This window comes from Embleya sp. NPDC056575 (assembly GCF_042793325.1).
Classification (GTDB): domain Bacteria; phylum Actinomycetota; class Actinomycetes; order Streptomycetales; family Streptomycetaceae; genus Embleya.
Genome location: NZ_JBHTVA010000041.1, coordinates 1 through 24,889, shown reverse-complemented (window position 1 = coordinate 24,889; position 24,889 = coordinate 1). Strand labels below are relative to the sequence as shown.

The following is a 24,889-nucleotide window of genomic DNA, read 5'->3' as shown; positions in this document are numbered from 1 at the left end:
TTGCCGCGGGGGCTCGCCGGGTTTCGACGTTTGTGGCCAGTCTGGGGTCACTGCGGTTCGATTCATTCCCCTTGAGAGGACTGATCCATGGCAGGCACCGTCATCGACGTGACCGACGCGGATTTCGAGGCGAGGGTGGTCAAGGGGACGGGGCCGGTGTTGGCCGTCTTCCGCGCGGAGTGGTCCGATGTGTGCCGGGCGCTCGACCCGGTACTGGTCGACGTGGCGAAGGAGTATTCCGGCCGGCTGACCGTCGCCCGGCTCGACATCGACGAGAGCCCGACCACCACGCAGAAGTACGGCGTCAACCAGATCCCCACACTCCACGTGTTCAAGGGCGGCAGGATCGCCGGCACCTGGATCGGTCCCGCGAACAAGGCGCGGGTGGTCGCCCTGGTCACCCCGCACCTGTAACCCGCGGCACCCGACCGGACATCCGAGCGGGCGTCGACGACGGCCCGCGCCGGACAGCCGGACCGACGTTCGCGAGAACCACCCCACGCGAACCCCTTCCCGGGCACCCCTACCCGGGCTCGAAGGCGCCGAAGTCCCGGCGTGGACGAGTGCCGCGGGTCGGTGAACGCGTGAACGCGAAGGTGCCTGTGGGTGGCCCACCGGGTGGTGGGTCAGCGGAGTCGTTGCTGCCAGTCGTTGGGGACGCGGCCGGCGGGTCCCGGGGCGGGCTGGGTGGTCGGGTGGGCGGTGGGTGCGGCCAGCGGCGGGCCCTCGTAGAACTGTTCGGTCTCGGTGTTCCAGTACCAGTCCTCGCCGGGTTCGAAGCTGGCCAGGAAGGGATGCCCCGCCGAGCGTGCGTGCGCGGCGGCGTGCTGGGACGGGGAGGAGTCACAGCAGCCGATGTGGCCGCAGGCGGCGCACCTGCGCAGGTGGAACCACCACCCCTGACCCTCGCCGGCCAGGCACTCCACGCAACCCTCACCACTGGGGGGAACACTCGGATCGATACCGGGAATCGTGTCGTCGTTGCTCATCGCCACACCTCCTGGACCACTGTAGGACGACACCCGGCCCGGCCCGGGGGCGAACACGCGACGATCGTGTCACCGGAGTCGGCGGACGAGGAAGCCGCAGGTGGTTCAAGAGCGAACCAGGCCCGGTGACATCGCGTGCGTGGTTGATGGTGACATGAGCCGAGGAATCCCGTGACGCCCGAATGCAGCGTTCCAGGCCGTCCGGCACTGCCGCCACGGTCGTCGCGGTGTCGACGGTCGCGGGCGGCGTGGGTCCGAGTGCGGGGTCAGGGTCGCGGACTCGGCGAAGCGTACGATCCGCACCTGGATCCAGCGGCGTTCGATCGCCTCGAGCAGGAACCGCATCTGGGCGGCCATCACGGCCGGGCCGCCCACCGGACGCTCCAGCACGCTCTCGTCGAGCAACGCGATCAGCATCTGCGTGCGTTGGCCGTTGCCCAGCACATCCTGACGGCCGCGCCGCAGGGCCACGCGCCGTTCGATCTCGCGCGGGTCGGCATCCGGGAGGCCGTTGCGGATGACCGCGCGCGCGTACTCGGAGGTCTGCAACAGGCCCGGCACCACGTGCACCTCCCAGGTGCTGATCCGCGTGGCCGACTCCTCCAGGCTGATCAACCGCCGCAACCAGCCCGGGGTCACATCCGAGTACCGGTGCCACCATGGTTTCTGGACCGCCTTGCGCAGCAAGTCCTCGACCGTGGCCGGCGTGCCCGGATCCCGCACCCCATACGCCTTGAGCAGCTCCATCACGTCGCGGTGCTTGGGCGGGCTCTCACTCCGCTCCAGCCGGGAGACCTTCGACGCGGATCCGCGCACCACCTCCGCCGCCGCCTTGAGTCCCATGTCGCTGTCCAGTCGCAAGTCCCGCAACATCGACCCCAGCACCTTCACCGCCGCAGCCGGCCGATCGGGCAACGGATCGGGACCGGCCTCGCGAGGCGCACCCGGGGCGGTGTCGGGGGACAGGGACACGCGGCGACTCCAAGCGGAACAAAAAGGGGGGTGTTCTGGAAAGTATTCCAAAGGCGCACACCCCCGTCCGCCGATCACACCGCGCGGATCGCTCATCGGAGAAGTGAGCCGCTATTCGAGAAGATCGTCGAACTCGCCCGCCTTCGCGCCGGCCACGAACATTGCGATCTCCGCCGTCGTGTATACCAGCGCGGGCCCGTGCGGATCCCGCGAATTCCGCACCGCGACACCGCCGCCCGGCAGCACGCCCAGTTCCACGCACTGCCCGGTCGCGGAACTCGCCGCGCTCTTGACCCACTCCATCACGCCCAACGAAGCCGCCGGGGCACCATTGACCCTCTCGCGCACGTCCACCACCGCTTCCTCGCCCGCCCGATATACACGCCCCGACCGGGGCGTACGCGCGGCCGTGCAACACCATATGCAATTGCACGGGCCGATTTCGAAAATGCCAGCCACAGAATCGAGCGGACAAAGTCCCCCGTAAGAGTGGCCGTTCCACGACACCCGACGGGGCCACACGATCGCGAACGAGTTCGCAGTGCGGCGTCTGCCTCTTTGGCCTCGATTGCCTCGGTTGTGGTGCGGCGGCAAATATGCGGGTCAACCCCGGAAAGTGCCACCGGTTGCACAGCGGACACGTTGGCCGCGGCCGTCTACGGCCGGTGCGGGCGTGTCCGCGCTGGGGCGGGCGCGTCGTCTCTACGGCAGGTCGTCGAGGTTCATGCGTAGTCGGCCCCACATGCGATCCACGCGTCGTAGATCTCGTCGTCGATGACCACCCCGTCGATGACGACCTTGATGTCGTCCTCGATGTCGAGGAACACCTGGCCGTTGTCGTCGTCGCACGCGGGCCGGATCTCGCCCTCGTCGACAACCTCCTCGAAGTAGGACTCACCTCGGAAACGCCCGAACCAGCCCATCGAGCCCCCTCATCCGACCGTGGCTCCACGGACACCAAGACAGACCTCACACATCCACCTATTCCGGGTGAACTTCCCAACGCCGCACGAGGATTCGGCGAAGGGTGTGACCATGATCGGTGCCTGCGGGGTCGGCTGGATCCAACGGCGACGATGCGCGTGCCCTCGAGGTGCTCCCGCCCTGCAGCAGTGCTCACGGACGGTGCAGCGGCCGACAAGATCCCGGACGCGGTCCGAATCATGCGGACCACACGTGATGTGCCGAGGTCGTGCGTACGCGTGCCGACCTGCGGCTGCTGTCGTCTACGGGTCAGGTCAGGTCGTCGGGGTCGATGCCTTGGGCACGGGCGAGGGCGAACAGGACGCGTTCGATGGTGTCGAGGCGCTGTGTGATGCTGCGGTCGCCGGGGGCGCCGATGGCGTCGGCGAGGGAGTCCACGTTGCGGAACGCTTCGGCCTCGAGGTCCGCAGTCGCTCGTCATGCGTCGTCTCTCGCGCCATGGCCCCATCCTGTCAGACCGAAGGCATGCTCCGTGACCGCGCTTCGGTCGGACGTCCGCACCTGTCGTCGGGGTGGTGCGCCGTGTCGGTCCTACCGCGAGACGGTGCCGTCGGTGGGCGTACGTGGGGTGGGTCCAAGGGCGTCCCAGGCGGTGGGAGCCGGCGATCGGTCGGTGGGCGCGTTCGGCGTTCGTGCCCGCCGCCAGCGGACGGCGAGGACACGATGGGCGGGGATGGCGACGTCGCCCTCGTGATCGCGAATATGGAGCTATGCCCCGTCAAGCCGCATCTCGGCTGTCACGTAGGTCAGTCCTACGAGGACGTCCTTGCGGATCGGTTCGTCGAAGAAGACCTCGGCGAAGCGCCATGCGGGTTCTTGGGTCATGACTTCGCTTGGCCGTGCGTGGCGACGATGCCGGCCCGCCGTTCGAACAACTCGTCGCGTACGTCTCGGCAGTCGATTCCGGAACATGATCGTTTCCGTGCCGTCCGGGGTGCGGAGGGCACATGACGAGGCGGCCGGGCGGGGCCATAGCTGGAGAGCGAAGCCACCGACGGCATCCGGTCGCGTGTCCGCCCTGTGCATCTGCCGTCGCGCCTCATGACGCGAGGCTCGGTCGGTTCCGGACGAAGAGAGGACTGGTTCGGTCGTTGCATGTGCGATCGGGATGTGAACGGGGACGACCTGAAGCCGAATTCGACAATTGCCCGAATACCATCCGTATTCGGGCTGGTGAAACGAGAACCTGTTGCCGATTGTGTGATCAGCCGAAGATTTTGCGTGACTGTCTTGGACAGACGGAGCTTTCCGAACGAAGTACCGAGCAAGGGCACTCGCACCCGGCGGCGCCTCACGGCGCGACGCCGAGTGCCGGGGCCGATCGGACCAAGGGAAGGGAAGTGAGTTGAGCGACATGCTCGGGTCGAGCGTCAGGCAGCAGGTGTGGGCGGCCATAGCCAGGTTCGTTGCGTCGACCGGACCGGTGGGGTGTGCGGGCGACGCGATCGGTTGTGGGCGGGTGCGTGATCACGGCGAGGGGAGCGCGTCGTGGCCGACGCCGGCGAGGAACGGCCGCCGATGAACGACCAGCCCGAGCAAGCCGTCGAGATCGACCTGACCAACCGCCTCCCTCCGGACTTCGTCGCGTTCTGCGGCACGATCGAACCCCTGCTCGTGCGCTACGCCATGGAGTACGGCGAAACCACCGAGGCGGCCGGCGACGTCGTCACCGTCGTCCTGGCGGCCCTGTTCCACGACTGGCCGCTGATCGCGCCCAACGCCCGCTTCGAGCGCACGTTCCACATGCTGTGCGCGAGCCTGACGGACCGTCGATCCCGCCGCCGGGCGACGAGCCTGACCCGCTGCGCCCCCTCCCGACCGGACGAGACCCTCGTCGAGGCCCCCGAGGACTTCGTGATGTTCTGGGGCGCGAACAAACGGGACCTGACGCGATACGCCCGCAAATTCCTGCGCTCCGACCGCGACGCCGAGGAAGTGGCGTCCGACGCGCTGTTCGCGCTCTACCGCTGCTGGGACGCCCGCGGCCGAGAGACGCCACGCGCGGTCGCCTACCGATTCGTCAAGAGCCGCGCGGTCGATCGACTGCGCCGCCGCCAACACACGATCGAGGAGATCCCCACCGACTTCGCCGCCACCGACACGAGGGAGGTCGTCTCCACCACCCCCACCCTCGACGATCCGGGCGACACCGTCCCCGACTACGAGACCTTCCTCCAGACCGTCGAGGCCATGCCCGAAAGAAGAGCCGCCTGCGTCCGCCTGCATCTGCTGATGCGGTTGTCCCTCCAAGACGTCTCCGTCCTCTTGGGAGTGAGCATGTCCACCGTCCGCACCCATATCCAACTCGCGCGCCAGGAACTCCGCCGAGCCCTGCGCCCCCGGACGCCGGAACCCACCCCGGCCACACGGGTTCCCGCCGGGAAAGGCAACGCATGATCCGCCAGGGCCCCCTCGAGCGGGTGCTGCGGCAGCACCGACGCGCCATGGACCACGCCTTCGCCCCCCACGACTCCGACGCGGCCATGCGCCGCCTCACCTCCCGCATCGTCCAGGACGAACTCCTGGCCGACCTCACCAACCCCGACCGGGAACGACCCTCACGGATGGGCTCCTTCGCCGACGCCCACGCCGCCCGCCTGTGCGCCGCGACGATGCTCGAGCACCTCTGCCGCAGCGTCGTCTCCGGGCCCAACACCCGCGTGATCCTCGAGGACTTCGTGAAGCTCCCCATGCCCGCCGGCGCCTTCGTGTTCGCCTGCCTGCTGTACCTGGCGGGCCGCCCCGACGGAGCCGTGTTCTGGTGGCGCTACGCCGCCGGGGCGGAGGAACCCGGGGCCGTGCGCTGCCTGGTTCTGTTCAACGAGGTCGAGGACGAGCCCGACATCGCGGCCCACTGGCATCGCTTCCACGACAACCCGGCCCCGCCCGCCACCCCCGCGACCATCGGCGACGAGGACGCGACTTCGGCGGCCCGGGCCGAAGTCGACATCCAGATCGTCGAACACCCGGAGTTCGGGGAAATCTGCATCCCCAACATGGCCCGGGCCGAATCCGAGATCGAAGTCGTCGAACACCCCGAACTGGGCGAGATCTGCGTCCCCAAGGGCGAACTCCCGCGACTGCTGTGTCCGACCACGTGAGCGGCACCTGCGGCGAACGCCGACGCCGGCTCCATCGCGCCCGATCCGCCCCGACCGGCGCGGGAGGCAGACGACGCCGCGGGCCACAGGAAGCGCGCAAAGCCGTCGGGCAACCGCAGTCGGCTTCGACGAGAATCCTCGACGGACGGGTCGTGGTCACCCTGCACGGGGAGATCGACATCGCCAACCTCCCCGCCGTGGAGCGCGAACTCGCCCGCCTGGAGCACGTCCACGCCGGCGACGTGTACGTCGACCTGCGGGCCGTCACCTTCCTCGACGTCCGCGTCGTGGGCGAACTCGTACGTGCCCGAGACCACGCCGACCGCCGCGACACTCCCATGCGCCTGGTGTGCCTGCGCCCGTTCACGCTGCGACTGCTCGAGATGGTCGGCGGATTCGCCGTCGTCGACGGTCTACCCGGACCCGCCGATTGACCGGCACCCCCGGCCACGAAGGAAGACCGCGGTTCCATCGAAGTCCTGTATGTCACGGGGGACGAGCAACAGACGATCGACCCCGTGACGCGGCGTCCGAAGACACGCGCGACCGATCACAAGTCCTCTCCAGCGTGTCGGACGACGCCACACCCTGCGGGCCTCCACAGCTGTGGGGCCCGCAACCCGACGGGCCTCCCCACCCAGGAGGATCGATGGACCAGGAAAGCGATGACTCGCCGCAGTCGCCACGTCGACGGACGACGAGACGGATGGCCCGCCGCGTGCACGAATGGACTCCGCTGGTGAGCACCGTCGTCATGACGGGCGTCGCGGTCTACGGAGCCGTGACCGGCCGTGGACCCAGCCAATAGCGACCTACTTCGCCGTGCGACACGAGGCCCCACTCGGTACTTCGATCAATGAGACGAATCGAGTGGGGCATCTCGTCCAACGACGGGCGGGTGCGTCACCCTGGGCGACTACGGGGCCGGCTGCCAGTCCTCCGGATATCCGGCTTGAGCGCCGGGTCGTGGCATCGCAGCATCCGATACATCACCTCGGCTGAGCTCATCGGAGCGCCGACGCGTGGTCGCTACGACGGGCGGGGCGTCGGGGACGAGGTGGGCCGGATCAGCGGCGACCCGACCCCGAGTCCCGCTCCGGGACGGTCACGCGTCGGGCGTGCCCGTCGTCGAGTCATCCGAGTTGTGGGGGCAGGTCGTCGGGGGTCGGCGGCGGTGGGGGAGGTGCGCTTCCGGGTGCGGTGCGCGGAGTGGCGGGGCGAGTGGTCTCCGGGACGAGTATCGAGGTGATTCGGGCGAGCCGGCTTCTTCCTCGGGTCGGGCTGGTGGTCGTCGTGGGGCCCGCCTCCGCGAGGGAGGGCGTGTGGGACGTGCGGTCCGCGGTGGGGGAGATCTCCTGTACCCGCTCGTGGAGGCGGGCGGCCGCGTGTTCCCAGGTGTAGGAGGCGCCGAGGTGATCGCGCAGGCGCATGGCCCGGGTCCGGGTCCGGTCGAGGTCGCGCAGTAGTTCCTCGGCGTGGTCGGCCCAGGTGTGTCCCAGATCGGGGGCGGGTTCGTTGCCCTTCATCGGTACGACGCTGGGTCGGCCGAGTTCCGTGGGCACACGGGAGGGGTCGGTGAGGAACATGCCGGTGCCGATGTTGGATCCGACCAGGATGGGGATGCCGTATCCGGCGGCTTCCATGGCGGTGAGCGGGAAGCCGTCCTGGCGGGAGGGTATGACGACCATGTCCGCGCCGCGCAGGTCGGAGTCCAGTTCGGCCTGGTCGTCGGTGAAACCGCGCACCTTGACGGTCGTGCCGGCGAGGGTCGAGAGCCGGTTCTCCTGGTCGGCGAGTGCCTGGGCGTTGTGGGCGTTGCCTCCGCGGACGGTCAAGCGGACGTCGAGGCCGCGTCGGTGGAGTTCCCCGACGGCGTGTGCGGCGATGTCGGCTCCTTTGAGCGGGTCGTCCGCGCGCCCGAACAGCAGCACGTTCAAGCGGGTGTGGGCCGGGGAGCGGTGGGGCGGCGGTCGCAGCGTCGTTCCGGCGACGAGTTCGTGGACCGGGGGGTTTCTCTCGCCCATGCGGGCGAGTTGGCGGGCCTCCTCCGCGAGGAGCGGACCCACACCCACGGCGAGGTCCGCCCGGTCGATGAGGAGCCGCTCGGTGCGACCGTGGGCGTTGGCCTGGGTGGGGTCGCCTCGCCATCGGTCGAGTTCGTCCACCGCCGCGTGTACGAAGTGGACCACGCGAGCGCCGGGGTAGTGCTGATCGCGGAGGTAGCCGGCGGCCCCGCCGGAGAAGCGTCCGGCTCCCACGACCGTGTCGACGTCCTGGGGGAGTCCGTCGGCGCGCAGGAGTTGGCCTCGGGCGTCGATTCCGGGAATGGGTGTCAGGGATTGGACGTCGACGCTCGCGGAGAGGGTCCCGACCGGGCCGACGACGCGCAGCGTCACGTGGTGGCCGAGTCGGGCGAGGCCGGCGGCGAGTTCGCGGTTGACGGTGTGTCCCCCGTTGCCGGACCAGGCGGTGCCCAGGATCAGGTAGCGAGCGGTCGATCCGCCCGGCATCGCCGCCATCAGTCTTGCGTTCGCAGGCTTCGCAGATACTCGGCCATGTCCTGGGCGAGGCGGCCGTAACCGCGGGCGTCGGGGACCATGTCGCCGTGTCGTATGTCGCGTTCGAGGCGTGCGGCGAACTCCTCGAGCAGCCCGGAAACGACCGCGGCCTTGAACCGGGTCAGGCGCACGGTTTCCGGCGTGGGCGAGTCGTCGTTCGCCAAGCCCTCGATCTTCGCGTCGGCGTCGTCCGCCAGGGCGATGGGCGTCCCGTTCCGGGCTTCGTCCGCGTCGTAGCGAAGGCGCGTCAACAGGTGACGTCCGGGGTCCACGTCCGGGTGGACCGCGGAGGGCGCGGGTTCGGGCGTGACGTTCTCGTTCAGTCGATCGAGGGCTTGTGCCAACGACTCGGGGATGTCCTCGCGCGGCAGGTCGGACGCCGCCGCCAGGACCGCGTCTATACAGGCTCGAAGCTCATCGGCGATCGGGGCCATTTGATGGTGTCCTCTCGTTTGACGTCGACCCGACGCGGGGCCGCGAGTGACCGACATCTCCATAAGTGCGGTCGCTCCGGAGATTGTGACCCAACGTTCGCCGAGCACGTCGTCGAGGCCACGTCGTACGGTTCGCCCCGCCCGACTCCAGGACCCCATCCACCGCGACCTCCACATCGCGAGCCGGCGCGCCTACGCCCACTGCGACCAATCGTTCCACCGATATGGCGCCTCGTGCGGCGCGAGAAGCGATTCTCGGGGACGAACCGCGAAATCAACATTCGGTTGGCGCTCTGCCCCGGACGAGTCCGTCTCCCGTGGCTGCTCCGACCGAGATCGTCGACGCCGGCCATCCGCTGGCTGCTGTCCGCCTGGGCGGCCGTCATTCTTGCCCTGCCGGCGACCAAGCCCACGAGCCCGGTGCCGCCGACGACTCGTCGGCGTTCGTTCTAGGGCCTGTCTGACAAAACGATCATGGTTGTGGTTCGCGGAGCCACAGGATCAGCGAGGCCAGGGCGACACCTGCGGTGTAGCGGGCGGCGAGCTTGTCGTAACGTGTCGCGATCGCCCGGAACTGCTTCAGGCGGGCGAAACACCGCTCCACGACGTTGCGTTCGCGGTACGCCTGCCGGTCGAACGCGGGTGGACGCCCGCCCGCGCGACCCCGACGGCGACGATTCGCCCGCTGATCGGCCCGTTCGGGGATCACCACCCGCACCCCCGCCGCCCGCAACCGGGCACGGATGGCCCGCGAGGAGTGCGCCCGGTCGGCGATGACCCGGGTCGGCCGCACCCGCGGCCGACCCGGACCGAGCCGCGGCACGCGGATCCCGGCGAGCACCGCGTCCAACGCCGGCGCGTCCCCGGCCCGCCCCGGGGTGACCACGATCGACAACGGCAACCCCCGCCCGTCCACGGCGAGATGCAGCTTGGTGGTCAACCCGCCCCGCGAGCGGCCGAGACCCTCGCGAGCCGCAGGCGTCGGGCCCGGCGCCGCACGCTCCACGACGCCCGGTTCGTCCCCGTCCGCAACCCCTTTTTCCGCGCCCCGAACGCGTGTTGATGTGCGCGGACGACGGTGGAGTCCACCGACACCGACCAGTCGACCCGACCGACCGCGTCGTCCCGCACCCGCACGTGTTCGAGCAGCGCGGCCCACGTCCCGTCCGCCTCCCACCGCGAGTACCGCTCGTACACCGTCTGCCAGGCCCGTACCGCGCCGGAACGTCCCGCCACGGCGCACCGGTCCGCAACCGCCACAACACCCCGTCGATCACCTGCCGATGATCACGCCACGACCGTCCACCACCGGCAACAACGGCTCGATCCGAACCCACGCCGCACCCGTCAACCCACCCCGAGACACCACAAGATCATTACCAGACAGGCCTTAGTTTTCCGGTCTCGATCGAGCGAGTGCCGCGTCCACCAGGTTCGGCGGTAGTTGTGGCTGCCAACGGACGTCCGCCGTGTACACGAGGACGGCGATGGTGCTGTCGCGGCGGGCGATCGCGGTGAGCGTGGCGATTTCGCCTCTCGTTTGATACCACCGGGAGACACTGGCGCCCGGATCCGTGCCGCGTAGTGGGTCCGGTAGGTCGTCGGTACGGCTCGTGCCGGGGCATTCGGCGGTCAGGCTCTCCAGGTCGCGAACGACACCGATCGCCTCGGCCTTGTCGTCGAGACGGATGACGATCTCGATGAACGATGCCGTCGAGCTCGTCGAGCTGGTGTAGTGAAACTTTCGTGCGTTCGGAACCCTGAGCAACTGACGCCCTTTCTCGCAGTAGATCGTCGTCGGGAACTCCAACGACCCCAGGTGGCTCCTGTCGGTGTTGGTCAGCTTCCAGGGGGCGACTTCGCGCGGGAGTTGTCGGGGGTTGAGTGGTTCGGTGGTCGCGGGGCCGCCTCGGGACGTGCCGTCGATGTCCGCGGACAGCACGCCGAGGACGGATGCCACGATCACGATGGCCGCGGCGACGCCGAGGGCGACCCGGCGCCGGATGCGTCGCTGCCGCCCTCGCAGGCGTACCGATGCCGCGGGGCGCGGCCTCATGGCCGCTTCGGTGCGCACTACGAGGGCGCCCAAGTAGTCGGTCAGTGCCGTCTGTTCGTCGCGTTCCGACGATGCGCGGCGTTCGTTGGTGCCGCCGGGCATCCCGTTCGTTTCACCCATGACGTACCTCTGCTGTGTCCGTTCGATCCGCGACCTCTTGCGGGTGCCCCGGGGGGCTTGTGGTCAGGTCGACGGCCAGTGCGCGGCGTGCGCGGGTGAGTCGGACTCGTACCGCGCCGGCCGATATCCCCAGGTCTTCGGCGATCTCCTCGATCGGCAGGTCGTAGAGGTGGAACAGCACGACGACCAGGCGTTGGCCGACGGGCAGCCGCCGCAGGGCCCAGACCAGGTCGACATGGTCCGGCGTCGGATCGGGAGCGTGTCCGGGTCCGCCGAGCCGCAGGTGGGCCCGCAACCGGCCGCGTGTACGCCGCCAATTGCTCACCGCCAGACGCAGCGCGACCCTGCGCACCCAGGCAGCCGGGTCCCGGGCGGCGGAGACGGTGGGCCATCGCTCCCAGGCCCGCGCGAACGCCTCGTGGACGGCGTCCTCGGCCTCGGTCACGTCACCGGTGAGCTGGTGGACCGACGCGATCAGCCGACGCGAGGTGCTCGCGTACAAGGCGTCGAAGTCCGTTCGTAAGTCCTCGTCGTCCCGCATCCCGTCCGCCCCGATATCGGCCCCCGTGCGCGCCCATGTCGAAAAGAAGACGCCCGGGCGGGCCGGAATGTTACGCGCAATCACGCCGACCGACTCCGACCGGCGAGACGACGGCGGACACCGGCCCACGGGAAGGGGCCGCGTAACATTCCGGCCCGCCCGGGCGTCCTCTTCCTCGACGGACATCGAGTACGACATTGGCGCCGCGCGGCGGATCGGATCGTCGCTCGTTGTGGGGCACACCCTCCACGGCCGGCGCTCCGCCGCGCCCGGGGTCGTCCGCCTCCGTGTCGGATGTGTCGATCGGCTTCCGGCCGCGCCCGGCCGCGCATGCATCCGCCTGTGGTCCGGCGTCCGCCGTGAAGGGAAGCGAGGACACACATGCGCATCGAGACCGTGCCACGACACGCGCGTCCGCCCGGTGCACGACGCTCCAATCGGCCTCCGGTCGGGCGCGTGCGGCGCTCCGACACGGCGTCGGTGCGGGCGTGCGGTCTGCGGCCGTGGCGACCGGAGGTCGTACTCGGGCCGGTGTCGATGTGGGCGAACACGTCTCGGTCGACAGGTCCCCGAAAATTTCTGACGTCGATCCGCAGGCCGCGTCCGCAGGCGTATCGGCTCGTCCTCGTCGCATCCGGCACCGCGCGGGCCTCCCGGGGCGGACGGGACCGGAGTCTGGGCGCGTTCGAGTTCCACACGTTCGACGCGGCGGACCCGTGTACGTTCCGCGCCGCCGGGGACCGGATCACGATCGTGGCCCTGGAGATCCCCAAGGCGCTGCTCGCGATGTCGCCGGCCCGGGCGAGGCGTGCGATGGAACGCCCCGTGTCGGGCCGGGAAGGGATCGGCGCCCTGTTGGCGCAGACGCTTCTGCGCCTGGCGTCCGACACCACCGCCTACCCGGTGCCCGATGCCCTGCGTCTGGGCATGGTCGTCGCTGATCTGGTAACGGCGATGTTCGCCCACGCCCTCCGGGCCGACGATCCATCCCTCGTCCGGACCCCGCGACGGATCCTGCTGGACCGGATCCACGCCTACATCCACGACCGTCTCCCCGATCCGGACCTCACCCCCCGCACGATCGCCGCCGCCCACCACATCTCGGCCAGGCACCTCTACTGCCTGTTCCGGGACGAGGACGACTCCGTGGCCGCCCACGTCCGGCGCGCGCGCCTGGAACACGCCCGACGCGACCTGGAGGACCCCACACAGGAACGGACACCCGTGTACGTGATCGCCGCACGCTGGGGCTTTCCCCAGCACGCCGTCTTCACCCGCACCTTCCGCACCACCTACGGCATCCCACCCACGGAACACCGCCACCACACCATCCACGGCGACGCGTCAGCCCGTTCCCCCGAGGGCCGAACCCGGGAACGCCGACGAGAACGTTCCGGTCGGGAACGCTGATTCGTGGGACGGCACCGCCGGAACCCGATGGGGCGTTGTGACCTTGCGGTGTGGAGCGACGCCCGCCCACTCGGCGCCCGCCGGGCACGCCCGGGACTCACGACGATCTCCACGAGCGTTACCCGAAGTCGGCGTCACGGTCGGGTCGTTGCGAGTTCGGCAAGTCGAGCGAAACGATCGAACTGCCCGTCGCGGCCCGTGACGTCCAGGGTCGGGGACTGGGTGCGGGAGCGCGACATGCGGTAGGTCGGGCCGATTCCGGCCGTGGCCGCCTCTCGTCCACCGCTGTGACTCGAGTGCGGTCATCGAGATGCGTGCCGTCGGGTCGGGGTGGCGTTCGTGGCGGCTGGTTGAATGCGCTCCCATTGCGGGTTGGTCGCGGCGGTGCTCCCGGGCGGCGAAATCGTCTCGGCGGGGCGCCGGATCCACTGCTACGACCGGGTGTCGGAGGCGCACGCCGCACGGGTCGCGGAGATGGCTGTCGTCGCGGACGCGCGTCTCGCCGACCACGCGTACCAGGCGCAGTGCATCCACGTGCTGTGCGGCATGCCCGCGCTCGAGGGCATCTCGCCTCGGTATGCCTCCCAGGGAGTACCGAAACCTTGACCGCGCCGGTGCTATGCGGGAACGTCCGAGAACCGGGTAGCCCTCCCGGGCGACCGCTCCTCGACACGCCGGTCAGGAAGGCACCGAGCTTCCGCAGCAGGGACGAGTTGTGGGCTGTCGGCAGTCTGTACCTCGGTGACGGCGAAAGCGAGAGGCGGCAAGCGGCGATCACATGCCGCATAGGTTGTCTCCCGCCATCCATGGCCGGATCCGTCCCGGACGCCGGCCATGGTCAGGCACGCCAGACCTGATCTGACCACCCATCCGCCCTTCGCCGCGCCGCAACCCTCCGCGTTGCCGCACTCGCACTCGCTGTGGCCCTCGAATCAGCGCCGGTGGGCCTCGGGGCCGGCGGCGGTCGGGAACTGGGTGGCGGCGAGTTCGGCGTAGAGGGAGTCCGCCGCCGAGAGCTCGCGGTGAGTACCCACGGCCCTGATCCGGCCCGCTTCCATGACGATGATGCGGTCCGCGGCGGACACCGTCGACAGGCGGTGGGCGATCACCAGGACGACGCTGTCTCGCGCGACGGTCTCGATGACTTCACGCAAGGCGTGTTCATTGCCGGCGTCGAGGTGGGACGTCGCCTCGTCGAGCAGCAACAGCCTCGGCCGGCGCAGCAGGGCACGGGCGATGGCCACACGCTGGCGTTCACCGCCGGACAGAGTGTCGCCCCGATGTCCCACCGGTGTCTCCAGGCCCTGCGGCAGTCGATCCACCAGGCCGTCGAGCCTGGTGCGGACCAGGACTTCGCGGATGTCGTCCTCGCTCGCGTGTGTTGCGGCGAAGGTGAGGTTTTGGCGCAGGGTGCCGGACAGGACCGGTGCGTCCTGTTCAACGTAACCGATTGCAGCGCGCAGACGATCCAGCGGCCAGTCGAGCACATCCGTGCCGTCGACCAGGACCCGACCGTCGCCGGCCTCGTAGAAGCGCTCGATCAAGCCGAACAGGGTGGTTTTGCCTGCCCCGGACGGGCCGACGATCGCGGTCAGGCCCGCGCCTTCCACCCTGAACGACACGCCTCGATGCACGTCGGGAAGTTCGGGTCGGTAGCGGAAGGTTACGTGCTGGAATTCCACTGCCGGTGGGTGCGCGGGCGGTGTACGGGTATTGGCGGTCGCGTTCGGCTCGATGGTCAGGTTCTGGGCTTCGGAGATCCGGGCCATGGCGGCCGATCCCACCTGATATTGGGAGAGGGCCTCCAGCAGTCGGGAGACCGGGTCGGACAGTTGGACGAGGAGGAGCAGGAACGCGATCAGTGTCGACACCGGGATCGCGCCCGAGGCCACTCGGGCTCCGCCGACGCCGAGCACGGCCAGGAACGAGGCCTGGACGGCCAGCCCGGTCACCGAGTACGCGATGGACCCCAATTTCGCGACCCTCACCCCCTGTTGCCACGCGTCGTGAGCCGCCGCGTCGAGGACGGTCGTTTCGCGCTGTTCCGCACCCGCGGCCTTGATGGTGCGAAACGCACCGAAGGCCCGCTCCAGGATCGAAGCCATAGACCCCACGGACTCCTGAACCCGCCGCGTGGCCACAGCGATACGCGGCATGACCAGGGCGACGGACCCGCCGATCAGCACGACGACGGCCAGCGACACCCCGAGGAGCACGGGATCCAACACGGCCATGAGTGCGATCGTGGCCAGCAGGGTGAGGGTGCCGACGACGGCGGAGACCAGTGTCTCGGTGGTGACGTGCCGAAGGAGGGTGGTGTCCGCGATGACTCGGGACATCAGGTCGCCCGGCTGCCTCCGGCTCAGTTCGGGCAGGCGTAGCCGCAACAACCTGGACACCAGATTTCGGCGGGCGGACAGGACGATCGACTCCGCCGTGCGTTCCAGCACGTACCGTCCCAACGCCTGGACGACGGTGCCGACCACGATCAGGGCGGTCAGGAGGGTCAGCACAGCGGTGATCGACTCGTCGTTCTCCAGCGCGTCGACCATGGCCTTGGTGGCGAGCGGCTGGGCCAGGACCATGGTCGAGCCGAGCAGACCAAGCAGACCACCCAGCGCTATCAGCGCCCGATGCGGCCGGATATGGACGTTCAGCGCCCGCCAGGTCTCGCGCGCGCCCGGCTTCGGGGCGAGCGGTTCGTCCCATGCGTGGGTCACCGGGCCCGCTCCGGGCGGCATGTGCTGGCGTCGATCGCCAGCTGCTCGCGGACGACGGGGAGAACCTCGGTGGCGAGCCGCCGGAGGTTGGCGAGCGCTTGGTCGCGGTCCGTGATTTCTTCCACCTGGAAGAGGACGCGGGAGCAACCCGATACGCGGATGTGATCGAGCACTTGTCGGACGCAGGTGTCGACGTCGCCTACCGCCTGGGTTTCCAGGAGGCGTTCGGCGATCGATTCGATCAGGGCCTCGCCTTGGGGTTCCGCTTCGGGGGCTGTCGCGTCCGGGATCCTTCGCGACCCCGAGGGCGATGTCGCGCCTCGGAGCAGATGCCGGGCTCGGTCGACCATCAGGTCGTGCGCTCGCGACGGAGACTCGGTGACGTGGGCGAAGAGGAGGAAGGCGTGTGGGTAGCCGTCGGTCGGATGGCCTGCGGCTGCTGCGAACTTGGCATGCAGGGCCACCATTTCGACCTTTGCTTCGGCGTTCTTGTCGAAGTACAGCAGCATGGGTAACCCGCGGGAAGCGGCGTCCGCGATCGTTGCCGGAGAACCGGCGGCGACGCACATGGGAGGCCCCGACGGGGTGAGTGGAGTGGGCGTGGGGGTGACCGCCGGGAACGTGTACACCTCGGACGTGGCGCTCGATTCTCCGGCCCAGGCCGCGCGCATCACGTCGAGGGCCTCCGCCGGCCCTCGACGCCAGTCGTCGATGCCGCGACCGATGACCTCGTATTCCGTGGTGCTCTGCCCGCGGCCGACACCCAGTACGAAACGGCCGCCGGAGAGCTGGTCGAGTAGTGCCGCCTGCTCCGCGACGTGGATCGGATGATGCAACGGGAGGAGGGTGACCGCGGTCCCCACCGTGATGCGCTGGGTGTGGCCGAGCAGGAATGCGGCGAGGGCCAGGGCGGACGAGCCGATCGCCGCGTTGCCGAAATGGTGCTCGGTGACCCACAGTTCGTCCAGGCCCAGTGCCTCGGCGTGGGTGGCCAGCGCGAGAGTGTCGCGGACCACTTCGGTGTCCGTTGCACCCGGGCTTCGGTGGGTGGCCAGCAGGATGCCGAAGCGGACCTCGTCTGCGAGGGTCACGATCGCGGGTCTCCTTCCCGCCTGGGCGTGAGCGTGTGGTGTCGTGGGCACGGCACGGTCAAGGTGACGCGATATCGACGGATGTCGTCGACCTCTCCGACGGGTTCTCCCTCGACCTCCACCCAGGCGTGGGCGCGGAACGGATCCGTGCGGATCCCGGTGCACCAGTCCGGCCAGGCGCCGGTGAACCGGCACAACAGGGCCGTGGCGATCGACCGTTGCAGGCAACCCTGACCGGCGCAGGTCACGCTGACGGCGACGACGGCATCGCGAGCGGCGAGCGCCTGCGCCCTCGTTGCGGGACGGGCCCCGCGGCTCACCGCGCCCAATATCAGGGAGAGGCGTCGCGGTACGAGCCGGGCGAGCACGGCGGCGACAGCGACTGCGAACCGGGCCGTCACACGTTGCCGGAACAGCGGTCGTGGGGCGGTTTCCAGACCGGTCGGCATACTCATGACGCGACCAATCGGTGGTTGCGCAGAGAACCGGAGACGCCGGGCGCGTGTGTGGTGTCGTGATCAGCGCCCGGCGCGGCCCGCAGGTCACCTGGGAGGGCGTGGATCTCGTCGGTGGTGTGCCCTCCGTGGTGGAGGAGCGGCTCAGGGTCCACGCGACGTCGCATGGTGTCGTGGACTTCCGTTACTCGCCGGAGGGTCTGGCGCTCGAGGAGTTCGGCGTCGTGATGAGGGTCGAGCGGACCGGTGACGTACTGCTGACCCGGCCGGTGTTCGTGGCCCGGGAGTGGGCGGCGACGGCCGCCGATCCGTCGTCGGGGCCGTCGTCGACGCACGAGTGGCGGATGGGATGAGACTCCCGAGGCAGAGGGAGTCGTCGTCGTGCGCACGCCCGATGCCGATCCGGCCGCCGAGGCAGTCCCGGTCCCGTTGCCCCGGGTGAGGCGCTGCGCGACTTCGCCGGGTGGCCGGGCGACGCGGTGACGGTGCACGCAGAGGAGGGTGTCGGCGGGAAACGAGGTGGTCCCGGTCCTCGCCGCTGCGGAATCGACCGATCGCGTCGTCGCGGATACGCCACCCTGAGATGTACGTGGAGGCGGGCGAGGAACCGGGCGGGTAGCCGGTTGCACGCGTCGGGGGCGATGTGTTCGCGGGGATCGGTACACGGGGCGACGGAGCTGCGAGGCGGCCGATGGCGCGCCCGGAACGGTCACCCCCGGCACACCGGGGCCGCTCGGGGCGACCCGGGCCCAGTTGCGCACGCGGACGCCGATCGAGGGTCGAGCCACGGGCGGCAGCGTTTCGGCGGACGCCGCCCTGACGTTGACGACCCCGGCGTTCGTCCGCCCGGGTACCTACTCGGGGTCGCTCACGCTGAGCCTGAGTTGGCCGAGCGGGCTTGGGACGGTCGACACGGAGTCGACGCGTCGGGACGTGCGGGTGTCGACGCTTCGAGACGGTGCCGCTCCATTCGCCCGGTGGCGCGGGACGACTCGGCCGATAGCGGCCCGGCGTCCCCGCCACCGGGCGCCTTCGCGCAGCACGGGAATCGTGATCGGCCACGCCCGGAGCGACGGCGTGGGACCGTCGCGCCCGACGTGCGATCGCTCGGGAGACCGCAGAAAACGCGTCGACATTCTCCGGCACGCAGAATTCGGCAACCACGCCTTCCCGCTGCCCGTCGCCCCGGGTGTGGAGGGCAGGATGCGAAATCGGGGCGCGGCCGTCGGGACCCCGCCGCCCCGTGTCCCTCGACTTGTGACATCGCCAAGTGCTTGGATGATCTCCACGATCGACACCCGTCCCGTCCCGATCCCGACCTCCAGAAGGGCCGACCATGGACGACAAGGACGGGCACACGCTCAAGGCTCTCCGCCAGGCCATTGCCGACATGGAGGAACTCCCGGACGAGACGCCGGTCATCCTGGCCTTCGACCCCATGGGCAACACCTACAGCCCGCTCGACTCGATCGCCGGCCGCATATTCATCGGGGACCCGAGCGACTTCCCGGAAGCGGCCCGGCAACCCGACGGATCCATTCCCGCGGTGTACCTCTTCCCGACCTTCGAAGTCGAAAGCGACTGATCGACCACAGGTGTGATTTCGCAAAGGTGGTCGGCGTCGGCCGGAGGTTTGGCCGGGTGGTCCCGAGCCGCGCGCAGCATCTCGTCCGAGCCGCCTGGGAACGAAAGCCCGCGCGCCCGACCGAGATCACCCCACGACGGTTTCCCGATTCGCCCCGCTCGCCCCCACGCGCCGTCACCCGCCCGCCACGCGACCCGGACCGTGCGCCGCAGCGCGATCGCCGGCATCAGCGCCGCGACGCCGCGTCCGGCCCGCACCGCAGCGAGCACACCGGCCGGACTGTCGCTCTCGAACGCCACCCGCCAGTGTCGATCGGCACACTCCAGCGCCTCCCGCACCCAGGTACGCCACGAACACGCTCCACCTCGCCGCCGAAGGCTGCGGCGGCCCCGGGGGCTCGGGTTGCAGCGGGTCGACGATAGGAGAAAAGTGGATCTTGTCATTCGTTCGCACCGTCGAACTCGCGATCTCCGGTGACTCCAGGCCGCGCAGCGGGCACGTCCGCGCGGCCGGCACACGGCAACTCCACGATAAGCACCGGGATTTCACCATGCCCAAGCCCGCACGGCGACTCGTCTTCCGCATCGTCGGCACGCCCTGCCTGGCGACCGCGATCGCACTGCCCGCCATTTCCCCGGCCGCACCCGCCGCCGTTGCCCAAGGCCCGAATACCGTGCCTGCCGCAAGCAGTCCCCCCGCGCCCCAGTCCCCGGGCACGCCCGGACCGGGGCCGGGCACGTCCGCACCGCCGGCCACGTCCGGGCCACCGCCGAACTCGGCACCACCGGCCACCTCCACGCCCGAACAGCCGGGCGCGCCCACGTACAAGCAGCCACAGCTCCCCGAGTCGAAGCCCGGCGCCGGTACGCCCGAACAGCCGGGCGCGCCCGCGTCGTCGGACGCGGCGAAGTCCCCGGGCCCGCAGCAGTTCGGGCCGAACACACAGAGGGAGACGGAGGACCGGATAGCGGCCCTCGGCGTGCCGGAAGCGGAGAAACAAAAGCTCAGGGACGGGCTGGCCAAGGCGATCGCCGCAATCAACGACTCGGCGACCAAGCCGGCCGACAAGGCCGCGTTCGAAAAGGCCGTGGACGGGATCAACGTGGCGTTGAAACTGAGCCAGGCCCAGGGCGCGACGCCGGCGGAAAAGGCCATGTACGAGAAGGTCGCGTCGACTCTCGCCAGTGCCGTGCAGGATGCCCAGGACTCGAAGACGACGCCCTCGGACCGGGATGAGCAACTGCGGGTCGTGAGCATTGTCGGCGACACGCTCAAAGTGATCGCGGATCGGGTCACGCCGCCGCAAGACCGGGCCACATACTCGACGATCGTGCACGCGATCAGCGAAGCAATGGCCATATCCCTCGATCCCGGCACGACGTCCCAGAACAAGAGTGTGCACAGGTTCCTGATGATCAGTCTGGCCACGAACCTGTCGGCCCTTCAGGAGCCGAGGACCGACACGGTGGACCGGGCGATCCTCATCAAATTCGCCGAATCCCTGGCCGCCGGATTCCTGGCCGGCCTGAACCCGCAGACGGCACCGAAGAACGCGCAGGACAGGGAAGCGATCACGAAGGCTTTGGAAAAGATCGCAGGGGAGGCCAGACAGGCGTCGGCAACCCTCCAGGACCCGCAGGCCTCCCCGGAAGAGCGGACCGCGGCGCAACAGAAGCTGGTCGCACTGACCAGTGCGCTACCCGCCGCGCAAAGCGGCGCTCCGCCCAACGCGCCTCCCGGCGCGCCGCAGAACTCCAAGTACCCGGAGTTCCTCACCGAGGTCAAGAAGTACGACCCGCCCGCAGCCTGCCTCGACGTGATCGACCGCCGTACCGCCCAGGTCGGTTGGCCGGACGGATCCCTGTGGGGCCTCTCCGACGACGCGTGCGCGGCCACGCTGCTCAAAGCAGGCCGCGAAAACACCGGCACGTGGAAGGCGCTGTTCACGTGTGTCCGCGACCAGCCGTTCTCGACCTGCCTCACGTACATTCCCAAGGACTGACACCCCAGTGGCGCGACGGCGGAAACGCGATGCGCCCATGGAACTCGGGCAAGGCAGAAGGGCGCGTCCGTCGCCGGCCGTCCTTGCGCAGACTCGGGCCCTACGCGACCAGGCCGCGCGGACTGCGGCGCGGGTGTCGTGGAGCCGGTCGAGGAACTTTCGGGCCGTGAAACGCTACGTGTTCCGGTTTCGTGCGGTGGGTTGTGGGGCGAAGGCCCAGACGGGGTGGTGTGCGCACAGGAGTGGGAGGCGGCCGGTCCAGGCGGTTTCGGGCAGGGGAGAGAAACCGTGGATCGTGACGTACGGAGACACCGTCCGGCGGGGGCGACACGCGCCGGCCGCCGATGCCGCGCGGCGCACATGTCGCGGAAGCAGCCCCTGGAGGTCCCGCGTGGGGGTCGGCCTGGAGCGGGTTGCCTGCCCCATCCTGCCCGGGTGGCCGACCCGGAACGGCGCGGCGTCCCCGCTCACACCGGGAAAGGGGGGCGCTACCGGGGCCTGGGGGCGATCTGGGAGACGCGCTGTGAGGAGAGACGGAGGGCGTTGCCTGCGTCGCGGGTGGTCCAGCCCTGTGCGATCGGGGTGCGGGCGGCGTGCTCCTGGGCCTCGCGGTGGGCGTTTTCGGCGAACAGGAGAGCGGCGCGGGCCTCGACGAGGGCCTGGACGGGCGGCGTCGGCGTTGGGATCGGCGGGGGACAGACGGACGCCGAACGCCGTGCCGGGACCGAGTGCTTCACGGATACGGACGCCGGCGTTGATGTGAGTGTGTGTTGTGGTGGTGGTTGGTCGTCGGTCGGGTTGATGCGTGTTGGGTGTTTGTGTGCTGGTCGGGGCATGAATGACCGTGATCGTTTCGACTGTCACGGGCGCGACCGTCGACTGATGTCGGATGCCTGACACAAGTGGGTTGTTCTGTCACGGGTGTTGTCCCGTTTCTGTGTCGGGCTCCCGATGGTGCGGGTGTGCTTGCCGGTGTGGCGAGGGATCGTTCTTCGGTTTCGGTACGTCCTGCTGCCGGTTCCTCGGATGCGGCGGTGGTGTGGCGTCTGCTCGCGGTGGGGGAAGCGGGTGGTGTCTCCCGCGCGCGTGTGGCGGTCGCCGCGGACGCGGTGGGTGTGCTCGGAGCGCACCGTGTGGCGGTGGTTGGCGGCAGCGCGCGGGTCGGGTCGTGCGGGTCCCGCCGGGACGTGACCGCTTCACGCCGGCGACGCTCTCTGGGCGTGTCTGACGGACCTGGGCCCGAACGTGAGGGCGTTGCACCGCCGGATGTGCGCCGGAGTTGACAGGGACACCGAAGGCGGAGCCCTCTCGAGAACCCGGGTCGTGTCGTTGTCGACGCTGTATCACGCGGTCCGTCGTGATCTCCGCTCGCCACGTGTGCTTCGGATCGCGCGTCCGATCCACGGGTCGGCCGTGGACGGCTACGACCGCGCGTTGGCCGACCTGGCACTTCCGGGGACGGTGGACGAACAGGGCCGGCCCGCGCCGCCGGTTCCGGCGGCCGAAGCCGTTCGGGGGACCGATCCGATCACAGGGCCGGTACCTTCGGGTGATGGTGTGCGGCTGTACGCGCCCGGCGCGCACCCGGTGTCGACGCGCCAACTCGGCCGGGTCGCCGAAGCACTCACTCATACCGTCGCCGCCTACGGGATCGTGTGCGTATACGGCGACACCGGCCACGGCAGACGGTCGCCGTTCACCAGGCGTTGCGTCTGCTGCCCAGGCGGGTCCCGGTCCATCGAGCACAGGTGGCGGTCAAACCCGCGCTGCCCCGGTTGCGCGCCGTGTTGCTCACCGCGTTCGGCCTGCCGGCCACCCACCTGACGAACCGCACCGACGTGGCACCGACCGCGTGCTCGTCGACGCGCTGAAGGAGCCGGGCGTCCTGATCGTCGACGATGCCGGCGCATTGCCGCTCCCGAACCGGACTACCTACGCCTTCTGGTCGACGCCCCCACGCCCCGGACATCGCTGGTGCTGTGCGGAATCGGAGCGGAGCGCACCCTCGCCCGGGCTCCCGCACCGGCCTCCCGCGTCCTCACCCTGGCAGCAGGTGCCACGCCTGGACACGCCTCAAGTCCCAGGCGTGCTGCGCCTGTTCCACCCGTTGTGGGATGCCGTGGCCGACGAGGACCTGCTCCACATCGACCAGACGTGTGCGCGGGGGAACTTCCGTTCCTGGGCGAAGATCACGTCCCACCTGTATGCGGCCCGCCATCACGAACCCGGCAGGAACGTGGACCACACCCTGCCGGCCTGGGCCTGCTCCCGCCTGGGCCCGCCCCCGCGACGACACGCCGCGCTGCGTACCGCATCCGCGATCGAAGGACGAGACATGGGCTCGAGCGACACCCAACCGCCGGCCGAGGAGACCCGCCCCGCCCCCGCTGCCTTACCAGGGCTCGACGCCGTTTCGCGGGCGGCCTTGCGGGCGCCGGCCGTGAGAAGCCTTCCGGGCCTGCGTTCCCGACGTGAGCTCACCACCAACCACGTCCGTACGACGGCGCAATGCCTGGGAGTATCGGAGCGCACCGTATGGCGCCGGCCGGCGGATGCCGTCGCCACACCCGCCGCCATCGTCTCGCCGGACGCCCGCGACAGCGACCGCTTCGAGATCACCCCACCCATCCGGTTGCTGCCGGCCTACTGGCACGGCAACGCCTCCGCGGTCCACCGCGAACTCGTCGTCCGCGCCCGTACGGCCACCGGTCCGGGGACGCCGGCCGGCGACCCCGCCGCACCCGCCTCACCACCGCCCCCGCCGAGCGGGACGCCGCTCCCCGGCGGCGCACCGCCGGCTGCCGTGCCCGTGCTGGATCCGCTGCCGTCGTTGTCGACGTTCCTGCGCGCGCTCCGCCGTCAGGGTCCCGTCGAGATACAGCGCCTCGGCCGCGCGGACGATCTCCGCGACCGCGGTCTCGACCAGGGCGACGAAAGCCTCCGGCGCACCGCCCACCACGCTCGCCTGGTCGGGTTCGTACTCCCAGCCCCAGCTCACACGCCCACCGCTGCGTAGGCGGCCCGCAACAACTCACCGGCGACCCGAACACCGCGGGCCCGCACCCGGGGGTCGTCGCTGACGGTGTCGACCTGCTCGGCGTGGTGATACCGGAACGCCAGGTCAGGGTGACGCTCGATCTCCGCGATCGCCGCCCAAGTGCCGCAACCAGCCCCGCAACGGATCGAGCCGGTCGACCTCCAACGCCTTCGCGGTCGCCTCGCGCTGGGACCGGTCCATCTCGGGAAGCCAGTGCGGCGCCAACAACGCGATCGCCGCACGCACACCCTCGATCGTGCACTCCGGCCGCGCGATCACCGGAGTCGAATACTCGGGCTCGGCAGTCACCCCACACCCCTCCCTCACGACGAACCGACCGCCCCACTAATCGCCGACGTCCCACCGGCAGGGCATTCAACGGACCGGCCGCCGGATCGGCCAACGCACACCACCCTCCACGGCCGCCGCCTGGGCACGGCCCACCTCGCCGACCGGGCCACCGACGAACAACGCGCCGCACTACGCCGCGCCCGCGCGCCCGCGCCCGCCGCCTGCGCGTCGAGACCAAAGCCGCCGAACAACTACGCCGGGACCGCTTCGCCCCGCCACGCTCCCCGCCGACGCCCGCCGCCTGGACGCCGTCACCGCCGCCGAGGCCGACCGGGAACCGGCCCACCACCACGAGGGCGACCCGGCCACACCGGCCCTGCCCGACCTGATCCCGCCCGCACCGCCCCGGCCGATTGGGCCACCCCCGACTCCCTGAAGAACTCCACCATCGCCGGAACCACGGCAGCACGAGGGGACGCGGTCATGACGGAGGGGAGTGTGCGACTCAGGGAAGAGCTGACCGCGGAACTCGACGCACTGGAC

General features: G+C 70.1%; 24 protein-coding genes and 1 pseudogene. 11 read left to right on the top strand and 14 right to left on the bottom strand.

Annotated features, from left to right (window positions below; translation table 11 throughout):
* Positions 1-87: 87 nt before the first annotated feature.
* A complete protein-coding gene (locus ACFRCG_RS29255; RefSeq protein WP_380036895.1) occupies positions 88-414 on the top strand; it encodes a thioredoxin family protein in 327 nt (108 codons plus the stop codon).
* Positions 415-626: 212 nt separating this feature from the next.
* Here the strand turns inward: ACFRCG_RS29255 and ACFRCG_RS29250 are convergent, their stop codons facing one another.
* The 5 genes from ACFRCG_RS29250 to ACFRCG_RS29230 all read right to left on the bottom strand — a co-directional run bounded on the left by ACFRCG_RS29250 (position 627) and on the right by ACFRCG_RS29230 (position 3,323).
* The gene (locus tag ACFRCG_RS29250; RefSeq protein ID WP_380036893.1) at positions 627-989 is read right to left on the bottom strand and encodes a UBP-type zinc finger domain-containing protein; all 363 of its coding nucleotides are present in this window, start codon (positions 987-989) and stop codon (positions 627-629) included.
* Positions 990-1,094: 105 nt separating this feature from the next.
* The gene (locus ACFRCG_RS29245; protein WP_380036891.1) at positions 1,095-1,961 is read right to left on the bottom strand and encodes a helix-turn-helix domain-containing protein; all 867 of its coding nucleotides are present in this window, start codon (positions 1,959-1,961) and stop codon (positions 1,095-1,097) included.
* A gap of 111 nt (positions 1,962-2,072) precedes the next feature.
* Positions 2,073-2,264 carry a DUF397 domain-containing protein gene (locus ACFRCG_RS29240; protein ID WP_380037009.1) on the bottom strand — a complete coding sequence of 64 codons (192 nt, stop codon included), beginning with the start codon at positions 2,262-2,264 and terminating at the stop codon, positions 2,073-2,075.
* A gap of 419 nt (positions 2,265-2,683) precedes the next feature.
* Positions 2,684-2,884 carry a hypothetical protein gene (locus ACFRCG_RS29235; RefSeq protein ID WP_380036889.1) on the bottom strand — a complete coding sequence of 67 codons (201 nt, stop codon included), beginning with the start codon at positions 2,882-2,884 and terminating at the stop codon, positions 2,684-2,686.
* Between the two features lie 310 nt (positions 2,885-3,194).
* The gene (locus ACFRCG_RS29230; protein WP_380036887.1) at positions 3,195-3,323 is read right to left on the bottom strand and encodes a hypothetical protein; all 129 of its coding nucleotides are present in this window, start codon (positions 3,321-3,323) and stop codon (positions 3,195-3,197) included.
* 1,110 nt (positions 3,324-4,433) lie between these two features.
* Between ACFRCG_RS29230 and ACFRCG_RS29225 the strand changes: the two genes are divergently transcribed.
* Genes ACFRCG_RS29225 through ACFRCG_RS29215 form a run of 3 tightly spaced genes read left to right on the top strand, consistent with a single transcriptional unit; the run spans position 4,434 to position 6,480 of the window.
* Positions 4,434-5,342 (top strand): RNA polymerase sigma factor, encoded by a 909-nt coding sequence (locus ACFRCG_RS29225; protein ID WP_380036885.1) that lies wholly within the window; start codon positions 4,434-4,436, stop codon positions 5,340-5,342.
* Positions 5,339-6,046: a hypothetical protein gene (locus ACFRCG_RS29220; protein WP_380036883.1), complete on the top strand. Its 708-nt coding sequence runs from the start codon at positions 5,339-5,341 to the stop codon at positions 6,044-6,046. The genes ACFRCG_RS29225 and ACFRCG_RS29220 overlap by 4 nt, the downstream gene beginning before the upstream one ends.
* Entirely contained in the window at positions 6,031-6,480 is a 450-nt protein-coding gene (locus tag ACFRCG_RS29215; RefSeq protein ID WP_380036881.1) for an STAS domain-containing protein, read from the top strand. Before ACFRCG_RS29220 ends, ACFRCG_RS29215 begins: the two co-directional genes overlap by 16 nt.
* Positions 6,481-7,179: 699 nt before the next feature.
* Here the strand turns inward: ACFRCG_RS29215 and ACFRCG_RS29210 are convergent.
* From ACFRCG_RS29210 to ACFRCG_RS29190, 5 genes and pseudogenes are all read right to left on the bottom strand, one after another.
* On the bottom strand, positions 7,180-8,565 hold the full coding sequence (locus ACFRCG_RS29210; RefSeq protein WP_380036879.1) for a glycosyltransferase family 4 protein: 1,386 nt from the start codon (positions 8,563-8,565) through the stop codon (positions 7,180-7,182).
* Complete coding sequence (locus ACFRCG_RS29205; protein WP_380036877.1) at positions 8,565-9,038, bottom strand: hypothetical protein; 474 nt, start codon at positions 9,036-9,038, stop codon at positions 8,565-8,567. Before ACFRCG_RS29205 ends, ACFRCG_RS29210 begins: the two co-directional genes overlap by 1 nt.
* A 472-nt stretch (positions 9,039-9,510) precedes the next feature.
* A pseudogene (locus ACFRCG_RS29200) lies at positions 9,511-10,407 on the bottom strand (IS5 family transposase).
* Positions 10,408-10,428: 21 nt separating this feature from the next.
* Positions 10,429-11,196 (bottom strand): hypothetical protein, encoded by a 768-nt coding sequence (locus ACFRCG_RS29195; RefSeq protein WP_380036875.1) that lies wholly within the window; start codon positions 11,194-11,196, stop codon positions 10,429-10,431.
* A gap of 10 nt (positions 11,197-11,206) precedes the next feature.
* Positions 11,207-11,755, bottom strand: a complete 549-nt coding sequence (locus ACFRCG_RS29190; protein ID WP_380036873.1) for a SigE family RNA polymerase sigma factor — start codon at positions 11,753-11,755, stop codon at positions 11,207-11,209.
* 456 nt (positions 11,756-12,211) lie between these two features.
* Between ACFRCG_RS29190 and ACFRCG_RS29185 the strand changes: the two genes are divergently transcribed.
* Together ACFRCG_RS29185 and ACFRCG_RS29180 are read left to right on the top strand one after the other, a co-directional pair.
* On the top strand, positions 12,212-13,165 hold the full coding sequence (locus tag ACFRCG_RS29185; RefSeq protein WP_380036871.1) for a helix-turn-helix domain-containing protein: 954 nt from the start codon (positions 12,212-12,214) through the stop codon (positions 13,163-13,165).
* A gap of 372 nt (positions 13,166-13,537) precedes the next feature.
* Positions 13,538-13,771: a hypothetical protein gene (locus ACFRCG_RS29180; RefSeq protein ID WP_380036869.1), complete on the top strand. Its 234-nt coding sequence runs from the start codon at positions 13,538-13,540 to the stop codon at positions 13,769-13,771.
* A gap of 326 nt (positions 13,772-14,097) precedes the next feature.
* Here ACFRCG_RS29180 and ACFRCG_RS29175 read toward each other — a convergent pair whose 3' ends face one another.
* From ACFRCG_RS29175 to ACFRCG_RS29165, 3 genes are read right to left on the bottom strand one after another with little or no spacing between them, the layout of a single operon-like run.
* The gene (locus tag ACFRCG_RS29175) at positions 14,098-15,906 is read right to left on the bottom strand and encodes an ABC transporter ATP-binding protein (protein WP_380036867.1); all 1,809 of its coding nucleotides are present in this window, start codon (positions 15,904-15,906) and stop codon (positions 14,098-14,100) included.
* Positions 15,882-16,976, bottom strand: coding sequence for an LLM class flavin-dependent oxidoreductase (locus ACFRCG_RS29170; protein ID WP_380036865.1), 1,095 nt, complete (start codon positions 16,974-16,976; stop codon positions 15,882-15,884). The genes ACFRCG_RS29175 and ACFRCG_RS29170 overlap by 25 nt, the downstream gene beginning before the upstream one ends.
* On the bottom strand, positions 16,973-17,431 hold the full coding sequence (locus ACFRCG_RS29165; RefSeq protein ID WP_380036863.1) for a lasso peptide biosynthesis B2 protein: 459 nt from the start codon (positions 17,429-17,431) through the stop codon (positions 16,973-16,975). Before ACFRCG_RS29165 ends, ACFRCG_RS29170 begins: the two co-directional genes overlap by 4 nt.
* A 47-nt stretch (positions 17,432-17,478) precedes the next feature.
* On the opposite strand from ACFRCG_RS29165, the gene ACFRCG_RS29160 reads away from it, so the two are divergent.
* From ACFRCG_RS29160 to ACFRCG_RS29140, 5 genes are all read left to right on the top strand, one after another.
* Entirely contained in the window at positions 17,479-17,784 is a 306-nt protein-coding gene (locus ACFRCG_RS29160; RefSeq protein ID WP_380036861.1) for a hypothetical protein, read from the top strand.
* A gap of 983 nt (positions 17,785-18,767) precedes the next feature.
* A complete protein-coding gene (locus ACFRCG_RS29155; protein ID WP_380036859.1) occupies positions 18,768-19,016 on the top strand; it encodes a hypothetical protein in 249 nt (82 codons plus the stop codon).
* 436 nt (positions 19,017-19,452) lie between these two features.
* Complete coding sequence (locus tag ACFRCG_RS29150) at positions 19,453-21,018, top strand: hypothetical protein (protein WP_380036857.1); 1,566 nt, start codon at positions 19,453-19,455, stop codon at positions 21,016-21,018.
* 1,748 nt (positions 21,019-22,766) lie between these two features.
* Complete coding sequence (locus ACFRCG_RS29145; RefSeq protein ID WP_380036855.1) at positions 22,767-22,889, top strand: hypothetical protein; 123 nt, start codon at positions 22,767-22,769, stop codon at positions 22,887-22,889.
* Positions 22,890-23,104: 215 nt separating this feature from the next.
* A complete protein-coding gene (locus ACFRCG_RS29140) occupies positions 23,105-24,034 on the top strand; it encodes a hypothetical protein (protein ID WP_380036853.1) in 930 nt (309 codons plus the stop codon).
* Positions 24,035-24,139: 105 nt separating this feature from the next.
* Here ACFRCG_RS29140 and ACFRCG_RS29135 read toward each other — a convergent pair whose 3' ends face one another.
* Positions 24,140-24,364: a hypothetical protein gene (locus ACFRCG_RS29135; protein ID WP_380036851.1), complete on the bottom strand. Its 225-nt coding sequence runs from the start codon at positions 24,362-24,364 to the stop codon at positions 24,140-24,142.
* Between the last annotated feature and the right edge of the window lie 525 nt (positions 24,365-24,889).

Excerpts from the sequence above, each read along its gene's own strand:
- ACFRCG_RS29210 (WP_380036879.1), bottom strand. The coding sequence starts at position 8,565 with ATGGCGGCGATGCCGGGCGGATCGACCGCTCGCTACCTGATCCTGGGC.
- ACFRCG_RS29155 (WP_380036859.1), top strand. The coding sequence starts at position 18,768 with ATGGACGACAAGGACGGGCACACGCTCAAGGCTCTCCGCCAGGCCATT.
- ACFRCG_RS29220 (WP_380036883.1), top strand. The coding sequence starts at position 5,339 with ATGATCCGCCAGGGCCCCCTCGAGCGGGTGCTGCGGCAGCACCGACGC.
- ACFRCG_RS29205 (WP_380036877.1), bottom strand. The coding sequence starts at position 9,038 with ATGGCCCCGATCGCCGATGAGCTTCGAGCCTGTATAGACGCGGTCCTG.
- ACFRCG_RS29240 (WP_380037009.1), bottom strand. The coding sequence starts at position 2,264 with ATGGAGTGGGTCAAGAGCGCGGCGAGTTCCGCGACCGGGCAGTGCGTG.
- ACFRCG_RS29175 (WP_380036867.1), bottom strand. The coding sequence starts at position 15,906 with ATGCCGCCCGGAGCGGGCCCGGTGACCCACGCATGGGACGAACCGCTC.
- ACFRCG_RS29190 (WP_380036873.1), bottom strand. The coding sequence starts at position 11,755 with ATGCGGGACGACGAGGACTTACGAACGGACTTCGACGCCTTGTACGCG.
- ACFRCG_RS29250 (WP_380036893.1), bottom strand. The coding sequence starts at position 989 with ATGAGCAACGACGACACGATTCCCGGTATCGATCCGAGTGTTCCCCCC.
- ACFRCG_RS29165 (WP_380036863.1), bottom strand. The coding sequence starts at position 17,431 with ATGAGTATGCCGACCGGTCTGGAAACCGCCCCACGACCGCTGTTCCGG.
- ACFRCG_RS29235 (WP_380036889.1), bottom strand. The coding sequence starts at position 2,884 with ATGGGCTGGTTCGGGCGTTTCCGAGGTGAGTCCTACTTCGAGGAGGTT.
- ACFRCG_RS29195 (WP_380036875.1), bottom strand. The coding sequence starts at position 11,196 with ATGCCCGGCGGCACCAACGAACGCCGCGCATCGTCGGAACGCGACGAA.
- ACFRCG_RS29255 (WP_380036895.1), top strand. The coding sequence starts at position 88 with ATGGCAGGCACCGTCATCGACGTGACCGACGCGGATTTCGAGGCGAGG.